Genomic DNA, 18,574 nt, shown 5'->3' with positions numbered 1-18,574 from the left:
ACGGCCCTTGACCCGAAACCTGTGCAGGGCGGCTTCATGCCGTGTTATCAGGTCGCATGGCCAGCGTCACGGCTGCCTTGGAAGGTTGGGTGAGCGGCTGAAACCGTCTGCCTCGAAAGCAGAAAGGTCCTCTGGGCCTCCCGAGTTCGAATCTCGGACCTTCCTCCAAATTTTAACAAGAGTGTTCTGTGGGTCGGTGCCCGAGAGGCTGAAGGGGGCAGACTGTAAATCTGTTGTCACAACGTGGCCGCGTTAGTTCGAATCTAACCCGACCCACCAAACGCTTTTGTAGATAAGTAGTCCTACGTTTCTAATGGGGGAGTAGCCAAGCTGGTTAAGGCACTGGATTTTGATTCCAGCATTTCGAAGGTTCGAGTCCTTCCTCCTCTGCCATTTTTTGTTCGGTCGACGCGTCGCGGACGGCTCTTTCCTAAACCGAAGGTTCTTGCTTGGAGGTTCCTGTGACGCAGAGAAATCAACAAGGCGTACTGCTGCATCTGAAGACGCAGCGCAGTGCGCGGTCCTTGACGATGACAGAGACTCGTGTTCGCCAAGTCGAACAGTCGCTTAGGGCAAGGGGCGTGCGCGATGTGCGCCTGTGCTTTGACCCGACGGCGCAGGGACTGCCCGCTAGTGAGGTGCTTCCTAGCGTTTGTACAGTCCTCGAGCAGTACCTGGCAGGCAATTTTGTTCGGATGGGCAAGCTTGGCGATTCACCGAGCTTAGCCCCGGTTTAATCCTGATAGTCGGATAGCTCAGCTGGTCAGAGCACCCGCTTGATAAGCGGGAGGTCCTCGGTTCGACCCCGAGTCCGACTACCATACAACGGCTGGGACGATGCGCGGCTCTTGCAGGACTGCGCAACGGACCTTGGCGTGCGGAAGCAACGGCGTAAGGTCCATCGGCACGGGCTGCAATCCGTGATTCGGTCGCCCCGGGAAGGGGCAATCGACGCGATGACAGCCGCCAAGTTCCGACGAGGCGACGGCCCTCGTTAAAACCGTCGGCCCACGCGGGAATAGCTCAGTTGGTAGAGCGCAACCTTGCCAAGGTTGAGGTCGCGAGTTCGAGACTCGTTTCCCGCTCCATATTTTCCCGGGCTGCACGCAGCGTTTTCCCGCCGTGCTTCCTGTCAAGACGCACGATGCCGAAGTGGCGAAATTTGGGAGACGCGCCTTCAGAGTCAGGTGGACGCATGTCCTTGCGGATTCGAGGCCCGCCTTCGGCACCAACCGACGGAGATTCCGCCGTTCGAAGCAAGCAGCAGCAAAGTAGTATGCAGCACGTTTAGGTGTGGCCTTAGCTCAGCTGGTAGAGCCCGGGATTGTGATTCCCGTGGTCATGGGTTCAAATCCCATAGGCCACCCCTAAACGTAGCTGGGTAACATTGCGCTCGTGGTGGAATTGGTAGACACGCATGGTTGAGGTCCATGTGCTGATTAAAAAGCGTGACGGTTCGAGTCCGTCCGAGCGCACCAGTCCAGAACAGGTTCATTGCCTCGGTAGCTCAGTTTGGTAGAGCAGCGGATTGAAAATCCGTGTGTCACTGGTTCGATTCCAGTCCTTGGCACCAAGTTTTACGAAGCACTGCTTCGATTCCGGGCGAGCACGCAAGGTGTGAGCGGCGCACTGTTAATGCGCATAGAGCGGGGTTCGATTCCCTGGCCCGGAGCCATAACTTCTCCAGTAATCCTAATTTCGTAAACCACAAGCAAGGCGATATTCATGAAGAGCAAACGAAAACGCGGCGCGGCGCGAAAACCCAGCAAAGCACGAAAACACATCGGGGCGTAACTCAATCGGATAGCCGCAAGGCGAGAGTACCGGGCTTTTACCCCGGGAGTTATGGGTTCGAGTCCCATCGCCCCGACCAGTGTGTTCTACAAAGCGGCTGCGAGGTGGCTCCTTCGTACAACGCATTTTCGTAAAGTTTTTCTGGCCGACTACCAATTGGCCGGGTAGGAGCGTCGGGGACTCGCTTCCCCAACGCCAAGCCACCTTTTTCGCGTGGCCATCTGAAGGCAGTCCCGCAACATCCTTTCCGTGCAAGGCCCTTGAGGTCTACTCCGAGAGAGCGACACTTACGCGCTTACCGGCGCGTGCCGAGTGCAAAACGCGAGTACGTGGGAACGGGAGACTGCCCCCATATGGCAAATGCCCATCACCTTTGCGACAGTCCGAGCAGTCGCGGGTCCAACGGCCTGAGGAAAGTCGGGACTGCACAGAGCACGAGTCCGGGCAATGCGGGAGGCGAAAGCCGTCGAACCGCAACCCGGCCGGCAGCAACTCAAACAGGACGCGATGACGCTGCTCGCCGAGCGTCCGGGTTGAGGCATAGTCGAATGACCGCATAAAACAGAATCCCGCTTACGGGGCGGTCGCAATTACGCATCACGGTGTGTGGGGAAGCCCGGGAACCCGCCTGCTTCGGGAGCAGGAGAACGTCAGTTCAAATCTGACCACGCCGACCATAATTTGCATAAACCCTCAACTAACGCCGCATGGCGACAGTTGAGGTCACGCGGGGTAGTAACTTGTTTTGCCGGGAGAGTCCGTATGGCTGACGGTACGAATCAATAAGAGTTACGTTTGGCGCAGCCAGGCGTAGCCCGTGCAGTTCGAAGCTGCATCCCGGCTCCAGTCTTTTGAGAGTCCTCCGTGGGTAGTGGGCAGAGGCAGGCAGAGTAGCTAATTGCACCTGACCGTGATGTCAGGTATCTAAAAGGCTCAGTGGTTACCACCACTGCCCACAGAGCGCTTTCTTTAGGGGTTTCGCCAAGCGGTAAGGCACTGGACTTTGATTCCAGCATGCCCAGGTTCGAATTCTGGAACCCCTGCCATTTTTGCCTTTGTAGCTCAGCGGTAGAGCACTCCCATGGTAAGGGAGAGGTCACGAGTTCGAATCTCGTCTGAGGCTCCATTTCATACGGGTCAGGCGCTGAGCTCCACCGACAGACGGCCGCCGGAACCGGGGAAGATGCATGGAATAGCAGCAGCACATGAGACAGCGGGGAGGGACCACGCGCCCCACGCGGTAAAGGGCAGCATGAGAGATAATTTCGCAGGGGACTAGCTCAATTGGCAGAGCGTGGGTCTCCAAAACCCAAGGTTGGGGGTTCGATGCCCTCGTCCCTTGCCAAATTATTTCGCGGTTTCGCCAGATGCATATCTTGGTTTCAAAGGGTGCTGGAATCCTCTCGCACTCGCCGTTCTCCCGGGGCCGAGGCTGTGACTGGAAGCAGCGCTCGTAAAGCGAAACGAGTACCGGTAACACGGTACGTGGCTGGTAAGGTAGGCGGCGGCATGGTCGCGGATGCACCGGGCCGGCTCTAAGGGGTCGGCAGGGAAGCGCGCTTTCCAACAAAGCCTGCGCCGGAAGTAATGCTCCGGTAGCCGCGTAGGGCGGGTTCGAATCCCGTCGGCCCCTCCAGCATCAAGCAGTACTGAAACAACGCAAGACAACACAACACGGGCGCGTAACTCAGTTGGTAGAGTAGCCGGCTCTTAACCGGTAAGTCGTCAGTTCGAGCCTGACCGCGCCCACCACGCCTCCCAGCCTGCCCGACATGACCGACGGCGCTTGCTTTCCGGCCGCGTGGCCAGTAGTTCCTCGCGCTGCCATGCGCGCCGGCGTTTTTCGGCCGCCACGCCGAGTGGTTGCTGAATCCCATCAAGCAGAGCGTGCAGTAGGGAGGGAGTTTTTCAATCGGGGTGTAGCTCAGCCTGGTAGAGCGCTGCGTTCGGGACGCAGAGGCCGGCAGTTCGAATCTGCCCACCCCGACCATTACCTTAAGGAGCAAACGATGGAACAGTTCATCGCGGATGTGCTGCGCAAAAGCGCCGAGCATCTCGGATTGACCACTGGCTAAGATTGTCGGTGCGCAGCTAAGCGCATCCTTTGCCCAGATGGCTTATGCAAATTGGTACAGCTACGGGACTCAAAATCCCGGCTCTTGTCGGTTCGAGTCCGACTCTGGGTACCACCAAAGCGGTGCAGATTATGTCTTGCACTTTCCTGAGTAGCCGTATCGCACGGCAGCTTGAACCCCGATGGAGCAGTAAATGAACATCAAAGATATGGTCGCGAACGGCCGCAAGGTTCAGTTCGTGCGATTCGCGGACGCTGAACTCTGGTACGTCACAGAGGACGGTTTTGAATTTCCGGTTCCGATTGCGGACACTGGTGAGGCCGCCTTCCTCGCGCAGGACAAAGCGATGCTGTTTATGCGGTACATCCGCAAGCATCTCGCTCTGCTCAGCGAAGCGGGCACGGCGCAGTTTGTGCGGTACAAGGAAGGCGAGCTGTGGTATGTCATCGACGACGGCTTCGAATTTCCTGTCCCGGCCACGGCAGTCAAAGGAACAGTGCTCGCACGAGACAAAGCGCCGTTGTTCGCGCCGTACATCTCTGAGCATCGCAAAATGCTTGACGATGCCCGCGCGACTGCGTCTGCAGAACCGCCAAAGCTCAAAGGTGCTCAGTAGTTTCGATGGACGCGTGCCCGAGAGGCCTAAGGGGCGGGACTGCAAATCCCGTAAAAGCGCAAGCTGTCGTCGGTTCGAATCCGACCGCGTCCTCCATTTACCTGAACAGCTACTTAGCGGGCTAGCAGCGCCCGGTCAGCGGGACGAATATGGAAGAGTGCCAGAGAGGCCTAATGGAGCCGGTTGCTAACCGGATGGGTGTTGAAAGACGCTCCGGGGGTTCGAATCCCTCCTCTTCCGCCAATTTTTGCGAAGGCGCTGTACAATGGGTACTCTCGAAAAATACCTTTACAAATAAGCCGTGGGTATAACACATCAAAAAGGCGCGATAGGTGTCGCCAAGGTTGTCGAGGATTTGACGACTCGAAACGTACAGGCGTTCTTTCCCTTTTCTGGCGACCACCTTCCATACGACATGGTCGCTCTGCACGAGGGCCGCTTCTACAAGGTACAGATTAAGTACCGTGAGTCGCAGTCCGGTCGTTCGGCGATTCGAGTTCCGGCCGGAACCTACTGCATGCCACGCAGCAACGGGCTTCGTGGGCGAAAGTACATGGAAGGCGACTTCGACGTTGCTGCCATTTTCGCTCCCGAGCTGAATGCGGTCCTATATGTCCCGGCCGACATGATTGGCATCAACATCGCGCTCGAACGCCGGACTAGGAGCCCGCATTTCTGGTGGGAAGACTTCCGCACTTTTCCGCCCGTAGCGGTGTCGAAGCGGCCCAGCGGCGACCCGAGTAGGCCCAAGCCGATGCCGATGCCGAGGCTCAGACGAGCTCCCCGCCCCGCCAAAGTGCCGTACGCGCAGCCTACGAAAATCCAATGGCCCGGCAAAGACGAACTAGCAGGAATGCTCAAGCGTGATACGTTGCGAGACATAGCGAAACGCCTCGGGGTATCTGACAATTCAGTACGAAAACGCTGCCTCAACTATGGAATTCCCCTTTTGGGTCGAGGCTACTGGGCAAAAATTTCGGTCCAAACCAACTGAATTTTTCGCAAGGGAACGACGGTCCGCAACGCTTTGGGGACCGGTGTTGAAGGGCGGAACAACCGAAGGGTAAAACGAGCACCAACACCGTTGCAAATAATCTAGGCGTGCCCGGCGCAACCGGATTCGATTGATAAAGCGGCCACGGGTCCGACTCCGGTGCCGCCGGCAAATCGTCATTTAGGATACCTGCGCTACCAACTCCGCAGCGCTGTTTTCGGCGCCGCCGTCACACGTTGCTTCTTGTGAAGAGACTTTCTCAACCATTTCCTTATTGGAGACCAGAATGGAAAACCTCATTCTGGCCGTCGACCGCGCCTTCCAAGCCGACAAATGGATTGACGCGCAGGCGGCCATGAACCTCATCAGCCGGGGCGTCGTGCAGACCAGCTTCGGCGACACCGCGCTAGTGCTTCGCGGCGGCACCAACGCCATCACCGGCAAGCAGTCCGTGATGGAAGTCGGTTCCATCCTCGTCGTCGACACCAAGCAGTATCTGGTGAGCGACTTCGCATACGCCCCGTACGAGCGCGAACTGCTCTTCAAACGCGACCGGTGCATCTGCGCGTACTGCGTGCAGGAGTTCAAGCCGACGCAGCTGACGGTGGAGCACGTACGACCGCAGTGCCAAGGCGGTGAGACGGTCTGGACGAACCTGGTCTCGGCGTGCAAGGCTTGCAACCAGAAGAAGGGCGGGCGCACCCCTGAGCAGGCCCGTATGGAGCTTGCCTACCTGCCGTACAGCCCCGGCCGCTACGAATGGCTCATCATGAAGAACCGACGCATACTGGGCGACCAGATGGACTTCCTGATGCAGCGCGTGCCGAAGCATAGCCGCCTGCGCAGTTAGGTTCGCATGGTTCGGCGGGACACCGCTTGTCATGAAACCCCGGCAGCTCACGCTGACCGGGGTTTTGTCGTTTGTATCGGGCTACCGTGACGCTACTGTGTCAGCACAATCAGTCGCGATTCGAAGCTGTGGATAGCCGTTCGCCTGCGAGCAAACAGCCAACCAGCGGCAGCGCCTTCTCGCGAAGGTATCGCAATTCCGTTTCGGAGGCGAACTCCTCGGCTTCGCCGGCGTCAACCACGCCGGACGCCTCGCCTAACGCGCGGCACCGTCACCGTCTTTTGAGAACCCGGACTGGCAGCGCTTTGCGCACAACGAATTCCAGACCTTCTAACCGAAGCACCGCCGTGCGATAATCGTAAGTGCATTGCCGAGCGGCAGGTCTTGAATGGTAAAGCTTTTGTAAATGGCCTCGTTACTGGAACGCGTCCGTTGAGCATCAAGGCTCGTAAAGGGCTTTGAGAGAGGTTTTCCTGCAACTGAATTCACCATACCGAAGCGGGAACGCGGCCGGCTTCAGCGAGCCTTGGACTGTGTAGCCGTGGGCGCTGGCTATACTCGCTTTACCGTGAAGAATGAGGACATAACATGAAGCAAAAGAAACCCGTAGAAGGCCAGCAAACGCTCGGACAGGCGTTGAAAGCTATCGAGGCACTCCCCCGGACAATGCAGCCGCAATGCAAGGCCGACGCAAGCGTCCCGGACACGAACGCTGACCTGCTCATGACGGTGGAAGTAAAGCTTTCCTACATCGTGACCATTGCGCAGTCCATGAACGGCCGCAGGCCGATGCCGCTGCAGGGAGAATGGCTCAAGAAGGTCGCGGCCGGTCTGGTCGAAAACTGCATCGATGCAAATGACGGCAAGCTCGCCGTCGAGAATGTCGATGAGGTCACCATTCTCGAACTACGAGACGGGAGCGACAACCTGCTGTTCAGGCCGGTCACCCCAAACGCCGACTAAACCCGCGAAGAAGACGACGTACGCACCGCGCGTTCTGCGTCTTCGCAGCCAAAAAAACAGGAAACCCCTATGGTGGACAAACAGAAGTCGCAGGCAGCACTTAACGGATGGCGTGACGCTATCGCGGTGACACACCAGATGGCGGCGAGCGCAGCTCCGGTTCAAGTCTCCGACGAACCGAAGCGCTATCGCCTCGAGCTGAACGAGCAGCAACTGGAAGACGCCAAAAAAGCGTTCGAACTGTACGCGCGCGTTGGCCTCGGTCAACTCGACATGCTCGTCGACCTTGTCCGCATGGACGTGGTTGTGCGAGCGGGCATCCCGGAGAGCAACGACGAGCGGTATGAGCGCGTCGAAGTCCTTCAGGCGAAGGTTGATGACATGAAGCGACTGTTCACCGGCCATAGCCCGAACGCGTCATATGGCATTCACTCCGAGCACGTGCACGGGAGCGTCAAGCGGGTGTGGGACCTTTACAAGGTCGTCGCGCACACGCGTGCGTGGGAGCACCAGCCCGAGGGCGGCGATGGCGTGCATTTCCGCGCCGTGACGCCGACGGGTGATGCGCCGCCGGCGTCTTTGAGTCGTACATCGGAAGGCAGTGCGGCGTACGTCATCAGCATGAACGACAGCGTTGAACTGGTGCTGACAGCGGCAGAGGGACCCAGCGAGGAGGCGGAGAAGGCCGTTCACCAAAAGATGGCCCAGATGTCCGAGGCCTATTTCGAGAAGAACGGACAGGCGTTTGCCGACCGAGCGGAGTACGAAAGCCGATGCCAGTGGCACGTTCGAACAGTCGGCACCGCGACCCTTAGCTTGTAGGTCCATACGTTTGCTTGATTCCCAAATCCCGTCAAGGTCTGCCTTGGCGGGATTTTTTTTTCGACCGCCCTCCCGCAATAAGCCGGACGGCTCTAGCACCCGCGCCTAACCTGCATTCGTTTCCCGCAAGGGCAAGGTGGCACGCCAGAGCGTCTCGCCGGTTTCGTATAAAATCCAATTGCGGCTGCACAAAACAGCAAAACACAGCACAAGCAAAGGGAAGGAAGGGGCACAAGCTTATGGCGACGGACTCAGCGCTTCGCGCTACTCGCAGCACAAATCTGGCGTTACTCACGGACACGCCAGGAAACAAGGCAAAACTCGCCCGAATGGCGGGCCTTTCCGCGAGTCACATTACACTGATTCTGGCGCTTGAACGGCCGTTTAGCGACGAGCTGGCTTTCGGTCTCGAAACGAACCTTGGTCTGCGTCGTGGTTGGTTCAGTCGACCGCAAAGCGCTGCGACGCTGCCAAGCGCGGTTCTAAAGCGGATAACCGACGAAAAGCCGGCCGCGCCTTTCCCCAAGGAATGTCGGCTCCAACCGGGCAGACGTCCAAATTCGGGGCTGACTGACGCACGAACTCGCGAAGCGCAACGGTTGCAAGCTAACCTGACGCAGGCGAGCGCCCTCAGCGAGCGACTACAACGTCACATCAGAGCGGTGTCGGTGCAGGTCGGGGGCCTTGTAGTCGCGGCGCAATTGCCGCGCGCCTCAAGGACAGATTTTTCGAAGCTGGTCATAGCGCTCGAGAAATTTGAACACCACCTCAACAAGGCAAGGCTTCGGATAAACCACTCGCCGGCATAGGCGCCGTCTGGGCCGACCTTCCGGTCGGCTTGTGGCCTTCAGGGGATTCGGGCATAGGTTGAATTAGGAACCCGGTTTTGCGGGCCTCCGACGGATACCCGGTTTTACCGCTTCGCGCTCGGCGGGATGCCCTGGGCATGACCCGGCTGGACTGACACCCAGCGCACTGCCGGAAACTGCGCACGCAATCGACGCTCAAGCGCGTCAACGGCTGCGATAAGCAGGCTCGCGGAAGACCTCTCATGCATCTCGGCTTTTACAGTCACGGCGATTTCGCGGCCCCACTGCAGCGTTGTGACACGCACGACCTCCTTCACTTCGTCCTGGTGGGCGAGAAAGTCCGCGAGCGCCTTGCGCGTTTCCGCAGAAGCCGACTCGCCGATAATCAGGTCGCGTATCTCTCTAAGCAGAAGGCTCGAAATTCCCATCAGCAGGAGGCCAACGCATAGTGCACCGGCGGCATCGAACAGTGGATTGCCCGTAACGATTGTCAGCAACAGGGCAACCACGGCGATACCAAGCCCCACCAGAGCACCGATGTCCTCTCCTGTGACAATGAGGAGTTCGCTCGAGCGACTTTCCCTGAACCACTGGTACAGGGTCCGTTTGCCGCGCTCTTTCTTCAGTCCGCGCAGAGCACTCGATAGGGAATAGCCTTCCAGAAGAGCCGCGACCACAAGCACCGCGAGGGACAGACCGCCGTGTTCGAGCGCTGTTGGATTCAGGAAGTGTTGATAGGCGGTAAAGACGCTGAAAAGGCCGCCGCCAAAGAACAGGAAGATGGCTACCAGCGCGGCGTAGAAATAAATCGCCTTACCAGCGCCCATTGGATGTTTATCGGTGGCCGGCGCCTGCGAATGACGCATTCCCGTGAGCAGGAGCAGCTGGTTGGCGCAGTCGCAGAAACTGTGCAAGCTTTCGGCTAAGAGTGTGCCGCTCATGGTGAAGGCAGCAGCAGTGCATTTGGCGAGCGCTATGCCGAGATTTGCTGCGAGGGCGGTCTGTACCGCCCGTCTAGGGCCACCATCAAGTGATTGCGACATCGTGCGAGGAGGAGTGGAAGGACATAGTCTAGCGAATGGCGGTTCTGCACGCAAAACACGAAAGTGCATGCCCAGCCATCCCGTCAGCCAAATTCCACCTCGTCAGGTCGCCGCTTATCCTCGAACCACTCCGTCCCCTGAGGTAGGTAGGCGCGAACCCGCGCTTCAAGCGTTCCGACGCTGTCCTCAAGAGAGACGGGAACCTGCTCACCTTGATAGCTCAACTGAAAGGTCCGCTTCATCCACGGCGAACCACCTGCGAGGGCCGCTACGATGTTGTCGTTTTGAAAATGTTTCAACGCCCTGCGTACTGCTTCCTGCAAAGGCACGTCCGCCGGCACGAAGCAGGTGCCGGTCAACGAATCAGCCATTAATGTACCGTCCGAATTCTAAATCCATGCAGCTGCCGACGACTGGCGGGCCGGTTGGTGCAGATACCGGTGCTGAAACACGCCAGCGACCTTCATGCTTTGATTGCCGCCAGCGCCGCGCGTATCGCCGCTACTACCCGCACGCCACGAACGGGACGGCGCTTTACGGCCGTTTCCACAAAGACGAGGTCGCTGGCCGGGTAGGTAGTCGCATGGTAGGTGCCGCCCTGCGTGCGTAGGGTGGAGGGAAACTGCACCGTCCACTTTGTGCAGGCTTTCGACTCGGACACCTTCGTCATAGTCGGGAGCTTCAAGGCTGTCCTCGTTGACGGTTAATTTCGCAGACGCATTGTAACAACAAGTCCAACGAATTTCAGCGAGCTGCACAGAAACCGCGATTCTTCCGTTCTGGTTCACGCGGTCGAACTTGAACAGCTCGACGACCGCGTGCGCATAGCGTCTGGCACGCCTTTCCGGCATTAGACGGACTGTCGAACGCACAGTCTCATTGTGCAATGTACAAGTTTCGACGCGATGACGAAGGACGAACCCGAACGCGGAGTGTCACTGTTCGTGACAGCGGTTCTGGCTTCGGGATGTGCGTGGACAGTTCCACGCCAACCGGCTTAAACAGGCGTGCATCGGGGGCGCTGCCCTCCACGACAACGAGCGCTTGTGCTGCGCGCGGCCGCCGCCGCGCGTTTCGGCAGCGTCGCCGCACCGCTTCTCCCTTCCGAGCTCAAGGAGATTCTGATTGACGCCGACTGCGGACAGAGGGTCGGGAACTTCTCACCCTTTACAAAGCACTTCCGTTCGTTAGCGCTTGGCTACCTTGCGCGGGTACTTTACAATACCGCGCTTTACAGCCTAATTTGCAAAACCTCCGTGGCCGAGGCCGTCTCCCTTGGCGTTGTTACGTCCGGCGGGATGAAAGATTGGGAAGGAACCAGAGGACGACAAAGATGCTCATTGAACCGCGTGAAATCGCCCCCGACTTCAAGAAGAGGTGGGGAAAAGAGACGCTGGAAATCCTACGACGCGCGTCGGACCTCTGGCTGGGGCTTGCCATTGCGTTTGCCGGCCTCGACTTCGTGCTCTTCCCGATTTTCGGCTTCGGGATGGCGATTGTCGGTATGTTTCAGGCCTTTGTTGTGTTCCACCTTGCACAGGTGGTGGCTGACCGGCGAGCTGGCCTTGCCGACCTGCGGGCGGCTTGGCGCCATGCGGGGCCGCGTACCCTGGCTTGCGCAAAGGGAGTAAGCCGGATTGCCTGCGGCATTTCACTCGTCTCGGTAGCGATTCACCTCATCCAATTGCACGCAGCCGGTCGAACAATGCTGGGTGAGCTGGAACAATTCGATTTCGCAAGTTGGTCGTCCTGGCTTGTAGCAAGCCAGTCTCCGCTCGGCTGTGAAGGCTACGCAGCTGCGTGGTTGTATGCCTGCGGCGGCACTTTCTTTCTAGGCTTGGCCACTAATCACGGGCTGAGCGAGCGTCGCCTGATTCATAGCCTGTCCTTTCGGGCTTACCGCAAGAACCCGGCAGCAACTTCCTTCCTCGTCCAGGGGTCTCTGGTCGTTCTCATCATAGGCTATTTCGTCCCTCCGCTCGGACCCGTGGTGATGCTTGTGTACCCAATTTTCTGCTTCGTCGTTTATCGAGACTTTTTCGAGCACGGCAATGGCAACAAGCGCCTTGCAACGGTCGCCCGCGAAATCGCGGTAGCGCTGCCGCAAGCCACCTGAGGATAAATCGCCATATGTGGGCACGATACAAATCCCATTCCCGTGTGCGCGCCGCTTCAGGGGGGCCGCCCCCTCCGCATTCGCGCCCTGGCGCCGAGTGACATCAGACAGTCTTTGAATCGAGGAATCAACGAAATGACAGAAGCGCTCGTCGAATATATCAAGGAAGAGCACACGGAAGTCCGTCGACAACGGGTGGAAGCCGCTCCCCACGCCCGAACCGTATGGCTGCGCGTGGGTGTTCAACAGTTTTGCGTCACACCGCAATACGTCGAGACAGCCGACGAGGCTGAATTCATGCGGGATATGCTCGCAAGCGCACTCGGCCACCTTGTGCAGGATGGGCTGCCTTATGTGCTACCCGCCGGCGAGCTGCGGCCAGAAGACGTCAGCCGCGCCGCCGAACTCGCGTCATTCTTTGAAAACTCCGAGCGTGTCGTCGTCAGTCGCAGCGACGGCGCACTGCTACGCAAGCTCATCCGACTGGCGAGCGCCGCCAGCGCGACCTAACAACACCGAACCCCAACCTAGCGGAGCTTGATGATGAAAATCACTGACATAAACGAACCGACGCCGCTTACGCTCGGTGAGATACAGGCGCTTGTCCGCAAGCAAAAACGCAAGCTTTGCATTGGGGCTGCCACGGGATTCTTTATCCCGGCCAGCGGCATCTGGGCAGCGCTTTGGAGGCTCGCTGTTTTGGGCGAAGTGCAGGGCTGGATAGCGCTGACAGCGGTGCTTATAGGCCTTTTGCTGACCGTGCTCTTCATGGCCACACTCGTCGAATACCGCGATACCAGCCGACATCTTCAAGGCTCCCATTGTGATGCAATGCTTGAACTCCTTAAAGTGACGACAGGGGGCGCAGCCTATCGAGACGCGGTGCTTGCGCAAGGTCGCCAGTTCCTCATCCACGACCTCGACCTATTCCGGAGATTGCACGACGAAGGCCGGCAACATGCTTATGCGAATGCCTGCCGTGCCCTGCACGGTCTGGATGCGGTTGCCAACTGACCGCCGAGAAGGGGCTTCGCTGCCGATTTGTAAAATGCAATTGTTGCTTTTGTAAAGCGGCCCTGTATAATTATTCGGCAGCCCCTTCGCTTATCGCGCAGCATGCTGGGCCGGGGGGTTGCGGCGCCATGGGGCGCTCATCACGTTAAGAAAAGTTGTCAAACATAATCGCATACCGCGAAAGAGGCCAATCCGTCATGATGAAGAAAGCACTGCTTGCTGCCGTTGCCTTGTCAACGCTCGCCCTCACTGGTTGTGGCGGCATGAACAGCTATCTCGCCGAACGCCGCGAGACGACCGAGATGTATCATATTTTCGACGCGCGCGGCGCTGCAAGTGTCGACACCGTCATCAAGGCGGCGACCGACGGCCTCACGCGCAACACCAATGCGGTGTCCACGGACCGCCCGCTGAACCTGCACGCATCGAAGACCTTGCCGAAAACGCCGGGCCGCTTCGACGTGGTCGACGTCGCTGACGCGTTCAAGGGCACCGGCATGGGCGCCATGCTCGCACTTTCACAGAATAACGCGGGCATGCGCGGCCTGAAGCAGGCGAAGTGCGACGGCGCGGTCTGGACAGCCAAGGCGGTTCGCGACATCACCGGCTCCAACCGCCTCGACCTGTATGTCTGCCTCTACCAGTATGCCGGCGGCTATCAGCTGGACATGTACGCCGACTTCATCAAGGCGGAAGGTGGCGTGATGGGCTTTACCCGCGATATCGCCTATGGCATTGCAGGTACGCCGGAGCAGTGGGTCAACAAGACCATTGTGGATACCGTTCGCTCCGTCGAGCAAGCCACTCATGCGAAGGTCACTCATGTGGAAGGTCAGCCGGCAATCGGCGACCTCCCGTGGACCGACAAGTACGAGTCCGCCTCCAAGTAACCTTGCATCGCGGGCCGGCTAGTCCGGCCCAGCCCGCATGCCGGGCGCTGACCTTTCCGCCGTCAAGACCCGCCTATACCGTATGCGAGAGGCAGTCGAAGGGCATCGGCCAGAAAACGTCGAGCAGCTGGGTATGCAGGCTTGCCGCGACCTCCACGGTATTCCATCGGTCGGCCTGCCCACATAGGATTTCCCTCGATGCTTCCAAACCCTAAAGCTCCGACTCCGCTTAGCGCGGAAGCTGTCCGCCGCAAGCGGAAGCTGGCATGGCTGGGGCGGGCCTCTCTCGCCGCAGCCTTTCTGGCCGCTGTGGCAGCTGCTGTCCTATTGCTCCGTTCAACTACCCCAGCAGGTGAGCTCGACAGCGCGGACGTCGCCCGAGTGCTCGGCGGCGCTCTGCTGCTCGGAATACTGCTGTTTTTTGTTGATGACGAGTTCATTGCCGAGAAGCTCTGGCAGTTCGACCCACTCGACGACATCGAGGCGAAGCAGATGCTAAAGCTTTGCACCGGCTCCTCTGCGGGCCGCGCCTTTCGCTTGACCGTCGTGGCCGAAGGGCGGGAGTTCGTGCGGCACGACCTGATTGCGCTTTCCAATTGGGACAAGGAAGGGCCGAGTCGCGAGTTGCATGGAGTCGCCGCCTGACGGTCGCTACTTTCTCTCTGCCCTTACGAATGGAGTCTATGTGAAGCTTGTTATTCTTGAAAGCCCGTTTGCTGGCGACGTGGAGCGCAATATCAAGTACGCTCGCGCAGCGGTGCGAGATTCCCTGCTCCGAGGAGAGGCGCCTATCGCGTCGCACTTACTGTACACACAGGATGGTGTGCTGAACGACGACATTCCCGAAGAACGTCAGCACGGCATCGATGCGGGCCTGGCCTGGCGGGAAGTCTCGCACGGTACCGTGGTCTACACCGATTTCGGATTTTCGCGCGGCATGGAATATGGCATGGCGCGCGCACGGGAGTCGGGTAAGACAGTGGAGCTGCGAACGCTGCCTCCGGAGGTGCTTGCCGAACTCTTCCCGGAAGTCATGGCGAACCTGGCCAGAATATCCCTTGAAAGAAAGGCTCAGCCACTCTTTCCTTCCTCGCAGGAGTTATCGAATGACCCATCATCGTGAACCCGCGACTAGCTGGACTCGACTGGCGCGCGCTGCTGATTCCCTCCCGGGACCAAACGCCGCTCTATAACGCGGTGACCGTTGTCACCTTTGGCGGGTGGGCTATTTTCATGTCGGCTATCCTGTGTGGCCTCGCGCTTCTGCTGCTCACCGGCGTCCAAACCAAGCCTCTCTGGCTTCGATATGCAGGCGGGATAGGCGCGGTCTCCTTCGCCGTTGGCGTGCTCGCCAATGTCGTTTGCTCATTCTGGTTCTACCGCACGTACTTTCCCGCGACGGATTGCCGTCACGCCGGCTAAAGACTCTGCGGCTAGCGCCCCGAGAAGACGCGCTGGCATAAAGAAAAACGCGAGGCAACATCGCCTCGCGTTCAAATCAAACTTCGTACACCCATATGCGCTGGCCGTGACCGGTCCAGCCAAACGACATCGTTGAACATCCGTCCTTCGGTTGCTCCACGCGGCCGGGGTACGGGGTCTCATTAAACTCACTCGCGAATTTTTGTGCAGCACCCATGTGCGACGCTGCCTGGATGGCCCGTTCTTCGCGCACTGTGTGATTTTCGCCCGTGTGTGCGACAACACGGAAATTTCGGATAAGCGAAAGCATAGATTCCTCAAGTTGGTGGCCTCAAGACCGTGTAGCCAACATACCGTCTTTTGCGGTCGACCGCACTGTGTGTGCGCGAACACTTCGAACAAAGTTACTAGTCCTCTCGCGGGATGACGAGGGAACGCCTCGTCAACAATCACGAGTAACGTCGGAGTGGCCCATGCCTCATCCCGTTTTGAAAGAGCTTCTCTCACACTCGGTCACGGACCCGGGTGCCGACGCCGAGCATCTCGTCGCCCATGTTCTCTCGCACCGGCGGTTCGAGCTCATTGCCGAAGTCGACGAACCGCGCCGCCGCTTCGACGCGACCTCGGTGTCCGAACTCATGAACGACCGGTTCCGGGCTACCGACGAATCCAGCGGACGGCAGATTCTATCGTCCGGCTACCGCCTGGCCGGCGCGCTCGTCGCGCAACGCACGCTCAGGGCGTGGCAAGCATGGGTCGCGGCGCCAGAAAGACTAGCTGAAACCAACAGGGACGACTACCTGTGGGCAGCGGCCAGCCCTGCGGATATGCACCAGCTCTCCGACTGGGGCGAGTGGGTAGCCCGCAAGACGCTCGATGCGGTGCGCGACCGGTCGGTGCTGTCACTCTTCGAGCGCGACTACGAGGAGGGCGTCGACTTTCTGGTCTTGAACTGGCGCGCCACACCGGAAGGCATGGTTCCACCGGGCCAGCGACGCACGGCGCCGAGTCCTTTCTGGTACGGCGGCGCTCCAGCAAGGCCGGCCGGCGGTGCGCGTGTCGAAATCGATGCGCTCGACGCAGAGCTGAGCCGCTACGACCGCGACAAGCCGCTTGCGTTCAGAGAAAAGGTCGGGCCGTATCTGTTGACAATGACGAGCCGGGATAAGCATCCGCAAGTGGGCGAGGAGTCACTCACGGAGGTCCTTGCAGTCTTCAACGACGCAAGCACCGACGAGTTGGTCGCAGGGCTACGCCTGACCCTGCTGCAGGTGCCCGACGTTGGTAGTCTCGCGGACCTGGCGTACGTGCTGGATGCTCACTCAAGCGAAATGCTCTCGCTTGCGCTCGCTTCGGGCGAAGCGCTGGGCGCAGACGAGGCCGTCGTCATGTTCTCGCAGTATCGAGTCGCGTACGTCAGTCTCTGGGAAGTCAGGAAACAGTTGCGCGGTAAAGGCGTCGGTGCCGCGCTACTTCGTGCTGCGCTTGTACGTCTTCCCTCGTCGAAGCACCAGACCGCTCTTTGCATCGCTCCCGAGCCGTATCAGGCACGCTCGGTCTGCTACGACAAGCTGCCTTGCTCGCTAAAGCGGCACCTGGATGCGCCGGCGGCGCGCCTGGCGAACTACCTCTATCGGATTGTCTCGAATCCGACGTTCCCCGCCGAGCAGGTCTTCATGGTGCCGATGGCAAAGCATTCTGGAGGAGGTCCGTTGGACGACGCGATACGGCTCGCGACGTGCACTGCCGCCCATTTTTCTTTTGGGTAGCGTAGGATTCCACGTTCGGCGGGGGAGGTCCGGCGGACAGGGCTCACAACCCCGTCATTTCGAATTCAGCCCGTCGGGCGAGTGTCCTACTTGAGGCAAACTTTCTGAAAGGCCACACGCCGTTGAGCACGGCGGCGCGGGCCGACGTGGTCGATATCAAGGAAACCTAAAGCAGACTATCTGCGCTACGCCTTTCTCATTTAATGAACTTTCCGGCGATTTCAAGGATGTGTGCCCAAGCATCACCAGAAATTCCCGCGAACGTCAGGAATATGCTACTAAGCGTCAACAGTGCCCGCTTGCTTTCTATTATTTTGTGTCTAGGTAAATTGTAAAGCAGCCGTTCCATAATTGGCCAAATAATTCTATGAAGCGTCAGTATTCCAGCAATTATTGCTATTAGAAACGTCCATGTGCCTGTTAAAAGGGCGGCGCCTATTGTTATCGCCAGAAGCAGAAACCTTGAAATAGCGTCGTGAAAACCAAAGCGGCCGGCCGCTGAAACTTCCAAATACAATGTCAAAATAGTAATAAACCATGCGCCTGTAAGGCCGATTGCAAGCGGCCATTCCGATTCCATTTCAATTGTCAAAGTAGCCATGCGACGCAATAGATATGCGGAGGCGAGGATAAACAGCACTACGGTTACGAGCCCAAGAATCAACGTTATCGATTGTGCGACTGGATGTGGCTGGTTGACACCTAGGGTATGCCTGGGCGAGCGAGGCGAAAAAACTATACTTCCTGCGAAATAGAAGACGCTAATAAGTGCAAGGTAGTAGATAATCGTTGTCAAAGACAAACGCGAAGTATATTCGCGAGCGTGAAGGGTGACGGTTGTGAAAATTGAGTATAGTCTGTACGTGAAATAGGTGCAGCATGCACCGAAAAGCAAAAACAGTAAAATTAAACTCGTCGGCAGATGTAAATATGCAATCAACGCTGGCGTCGAAGTTGATTCGGCAGCGGCTAAAACCGCGTTACCGAAGCCTAATGTTAAAAGTAAAACCTGGGCCAACCCAAATACATATACAAATAATTCGAATGCAACGCATATTGCATGGCGCGACCAGACATTTGAGCTGAACAATCTATCAAATACATCTCTGACTTTGGTCACTGCAAAGGTGGAAATTTCCGTCTGCTTGGAGATGACCGTGCCGTGCAACTTAGTAAAGTCCAGCCACCAGTTTTCGAGCTTATTTTGGATGGCCTTCTCTTCATCCTCATAGATGAACAACCCTGCATAAAGAAGCAGGGCACCGGTGGCACCGGATAAGATGCGAAGTGTGAGGTCTCCCCAGTTCACCGTGCCTCCGGTTGAGCCAGTAGGGTCAACATTTTTCGAAACTCATGATACGGCCTTCGTTCGCAAATTGCGCGTCCACTTCGCCTGA

17 protein-coding genes and 19 tRNA genes are annotated in these 18,574 nt (G+C 58.3%); 32 read left to right on the top strand and 4 right to left on the bottom strand.

Going from position 1 to position 18,574, the window contains the following annotated elements:
- Positions 1–79 precede the first annotated feature (79 nt).
- The 24 genes from F6X40_RS27325 to F6X40_RS27210 all read left to right on the top strand — a co-directional run bounded on the left by F6X40_RS27325 (position 80) and on the right by F6X40_RS27210 (position 8,114).
- A tRNA-Ser gene (locus tag F6X40_RS27325) sits at positions 80–168 on the top strand.
- 22 nt (positions 169–190) lie between these two features.
- A tRNA-Tyr gene (locus F6X40_RS27320) sits at positions 191–279 on the top strand.
- 36 nt (positions 280–315) lie between these two features.
- Positions 316–393, top strand: a tRNA-Gln gene (locus tag F6X40_RS27315).
- Between the two features lie 351 nt (positions 394–744).
- A tRNA-Ile gene (locus tag F6X40_RS27310) sits at positions 745–821 on the top strand.
- 191 nt (positions 822–1,012) lie between these two features.
- Positions 1,013–1,088: transfer RNA gene (locus tag F6X40_RS27305), tRNA-Gly, on the top strand.
- A gap of 205 nt (positions 1,089–1,293) precedes the next feature.
- Positions 1,294–1,366, top strand: a tRNA-His gene (locus F6X40_RS27300).
- Between the two features lie 23 nt (positions 1,367–1,389).
- Positions 1,390–1,478 (top strand) — tRNA-Leu (locus F6X40_RS27295).
- 18 nt (positions 1,479–1,496) lie between these two features.
- Positions 1,497–1,573, top strand: a tRNA-Phe gene (locus tag F6X40_RS27290).
- A gap of 24 nt (positions 1,574–1,597) precedes the next feature.
- Positions 1,598–1,675, top strand: a tRNA-Asn gene (locus tag F6X40_RS27285).
- Between the two features lie 109 nt (positions 1,676–1,784).
- Positions 1,785–1,873 (top strand) — tRNA-Lys (locus tag F6X40_RS27280).
- 521 nt (positions 1,874–2,394) lie between these two features.
- Positions 2,395–2,471 (top strand) — tRNA-Pro (locus F6X40_RS27275).
- A 294-nt stretch (positions 2,472–2,765) separates the two neighbouring features.
- A tRNA-Gln gene (locus F6X40_RS27270) sits at positions 2,766–2,840 on the top strand.
- Between the two features lie 5 nt (positions 2,841–2,845).
- Positions 2,846–2,920 (top strand) — tRNA-Thr (locus F6X40_RS27265).
- A 143-nt stretch (positions 2,921–3,063) separates the two neighbouring features.
- Positions 3,064–3,139, top strand: a tRNA-Trp gene (locus F6X40_RS27260).
- Between the two features lie 331 nt (positions 3,140–3,470).
- Positions 3,471–3,546, top strand: a tRNA-Lys gene (locus tag F6X40_RS27255).
- Between the two features lie 161 nt (positions 3,547–3,707).
- Positions 3,708–3,784 (top strand) — tRNA-Pro (locus F6X40_RS27250).
- 116 nt (positions 3,785–3,900) lie between these two features.
- Positions 3,901–3,983, top strand: a tRNA-Leu gene (locus F6X40_RS27245).
- Between the two features lie 79 nt (positions 3,984–4,062).
- The gene (locus F6X40_RS27240; RefSeq protein ID WP_187629937.1) at positions 4,063–4,485 is read left to right on the top strand and encodes a hypothetical protein; all 423 of its coding nucleotides are present in this window, start codon (positions 4,063–4,065) and stop codon (positions 4,483–4,485) included.
- Positions 4,486–4,492: 7 nt separating this feature from the next.
- Positions 4,493–4,581: transfer RNA gene (locus F6X40_RS27235), tRNA-Cys, on the top strand.
- A 55-nt stretch (positions 4,582–4,636) separates the two neighbouring features.
- Positions 4,637–4,728: transfer RNA gene (locus F6X40_RS27230), tRNA-Ser, on the top strand.
- Positions 4,729–4,786: 58 nt separating this feature from the next.
- A complete protein-coding gene (locus F6X40_RS27225; RefSeq protein WP_187629936.1) occupies positions 4,787–5,479 on the top strand; it encodes a group I intron-associated PD-(D/E)XK endonuclease in 693 nt (230 codons plus the stop codon).
- Between the two features lie 286 nt (positions 5,480–5,765).
- A complete protein-coding gene (locus tag F6X40_RS27220; RefSeq protein WP_187629935.1) occupies positions 5,766–6,329 on the top strand; it encodes an HNH endonuclease in 564 nt (187 codons plus the stop codon).
- Between the two features lie 588 nt (positions 6,330–6,917).
- Positions 6,918–7,292: a hypothetical protein gene (locus F6X40_RS27215; RefSeq protein WP_187629934.1), complete on the top strand. Its 375-nt coding sequence runs from the start codon at positions 6,918–6,920 to the stop codon at positions 7,290–7,292.
- A gap of 69 nt (positions 7,293–7,361) precedes the next feature.
- Positions 7,362–8,114 (top strand): hypothetical protein, encoded by a 753-nt coding sequence (locus tag F6X40_RS27210; RefSeq protein ID WP_187629933.1) that lies wholly within the window; start codon positions 7,362–7,364, stop codon positions 8,112–8,114.
- A 913-nt stretch (positions 8,115–9,027) separates the two neighbouring features.
- Here the strand turns inward: F6X40_RS27210 and F6X40_RS27205 are convergent.
- The 3 genes from F6X40_RS27205 to F6X40_RS27195 all read right to left on the bottom strand — a co-directional run bounded on the left by F6X40_RS27205 (position 9,028) and on the right by F6X40_RS27195 (position 10,651).
- Positions 9,028–9,966 carry a cation diffusion facilitator family transporter gene (locus tag F6X40_RS27205; RefSeq protein WP_187629990.1) on the bottom strand — a complete coding sequence of 313 codons (939 nt, stop codon included), beginning with the start codon at positions 9,964–9,966 and terminating at the stop codon, positions 9,028–9,030.
- A gap of 83 nt (positions 9,967–10,049) precedes the next feature.
- On the bottom strand, positions 10,050–10,337 hold the full coding sequence (locus tag F6X40_RS27200; protein ID WP_187629932.1) for a hypothetical protein: 288 nt from the start codon (positions 10,335–10,337) through the stop codon (positions 10,050–10,052).
- Between the two features lie 92 nt (positions 10,338–10,429).
- A complete protein-coding gene (locus F6X40_RS27195) occupies positions 10,430–10,651 on the bottom strand; it encodes a hypothetical protein (protein WP_187629931.1) in 222 nt (73 codons plus the stop codon).
- A 648-nt stretch (positions 10,652–11,299) separates the two neighbouring features.
- Between F6X40_RS27195 and F6X40_RS27190 the strand changes: the two genes are divergently transcribed.
- The 8 genes from F6X40_RS27190 to F6X40_RS27155 all read left to right on the top strand — a co-directional run bounded on the left by F6X40_RS27190 (position 11,300) and on the right by F6X40_RS27155 (position 17,177).
- Positions 11,300–12,082: a hypothetical protein gene (locus F6X40_RS27190; protein WP_187629930.1), complete on the top strand. Its 783-nt coding sequence runs from the start codon at positions 11,300–11,302 to the stop codon at positions 12,080–12,082.
- Positions 12,083–12,217: 135 nt separating this feature from the next.
- Entirely contained in the window at positions 12,218–12,592 is a 375-nt protein-coding gene (locus F6X40_RS27185; protein ID WP_187629929.1) for a hypothetical protein, read from the top strand.
- Positions 12,593–12,622: 30 nt separating this feature from the next.
- Positions 12,623–13,096: a hypothetical protein gene (locus F6X40_RS27180; RefSeq protein WP_187629928.1), complete on the top strand. Its 474-nt coding sequence runs from the start codon at positions 12,623–12,625 to the stop codon at positions 13,094–13,096.
- A gap of 197 nt (positions 13,097–13,293) precedes the next feature.
- On the top strand, positions 13,294–13,986 hold the full coding sequence (locus F6X40_RS27175; protein WP_187629927.1) for a hypothetical protein: 693 nt from the start codon (positions 13,294–13,296) through the stop codon (positions 13,984–13,986).
- Positions 13,987–14,184: 198 nt separating this feature from the next.
- The gene (locus F6X40_RS27170) at positions 14,185–14,631 is read left to right on the top strand and encodes a hypothetical protein (protein WP_187629926.1); all 447 of its coding nucleotides are present in this window, start codon (positions 14,185–14,187) and stop codon (positions 14,629–14,631) included.
- A 40-nt stretch (positions 14,632–14,671) separates the two neighbouring features.
- Positions 14,672–15,109 carry a hypothetical protein gene (locus tag F6X40_RS27165; protein ID WP_222946180.1) on the top strand — a complete coding sequence of 146 codons (438 nt, stop codon included), beginning with the start codon at positions 14,672–14,674 and terminating at the stop codon, positions 15,107–15,109.
- Complete coding sequence (locus F6X40_RS27160; RefSeq protein WP_187629925.1) at positions 15,106–15,408, top strand: hypothetical protein; 303 nt, start codon at positions 15,106–15,108, stop codon at positions 15,406–15,408. Before F6X40_RS27165 ends, F6X40_RS27160 begins: the two co-directional genes overlap by 4 nt.
- 473 nt (positions 15,409–15,881) lie before the next feature.
- A complete protein-coding gene (locus F6X40_RS27155; RefSeq protein WP_187629924.1) occupies positions 15,882–17,177 on the top strand; it encodes an inositol monophosphatase in 1,296 nt (431 codons plus the stop codon).
- A gap of 196 nt (positions 17,178–17,373) precedes the next feature.
- Here the strand turns inward: F6X40_RS27155 and F6X40_RS27150 are convergent, their stop codons facing one another.
- Positions 17,374–18,486, bottom strand: coding sequence for a hypothetical protein (locus F6X40_RS27150; protein WP_187629923.1), 1,113 nt, complete (start codon positions 18,484–18,486; stop codon positions 17,374–17,376).
- Positions 18,487–18,574 lie beyond the last annotated feature (88 nt).

Source organism: Paraburkholderia sp. UCT31 (assembly GCF_014397655.1).
GTDB classification, from domain to species: domain Bacteria; phylum Pseudomonadota; class Gammaproteobacteria; order Burkholderiales; family Burkholderiaceae; genus Paraburkholderia; species Paraburkholderia tuberum.
Note: the sequence above shows the minus strand (reverse complement) of the source record. Positions and strands in the feature narration are given on the sequence as shown.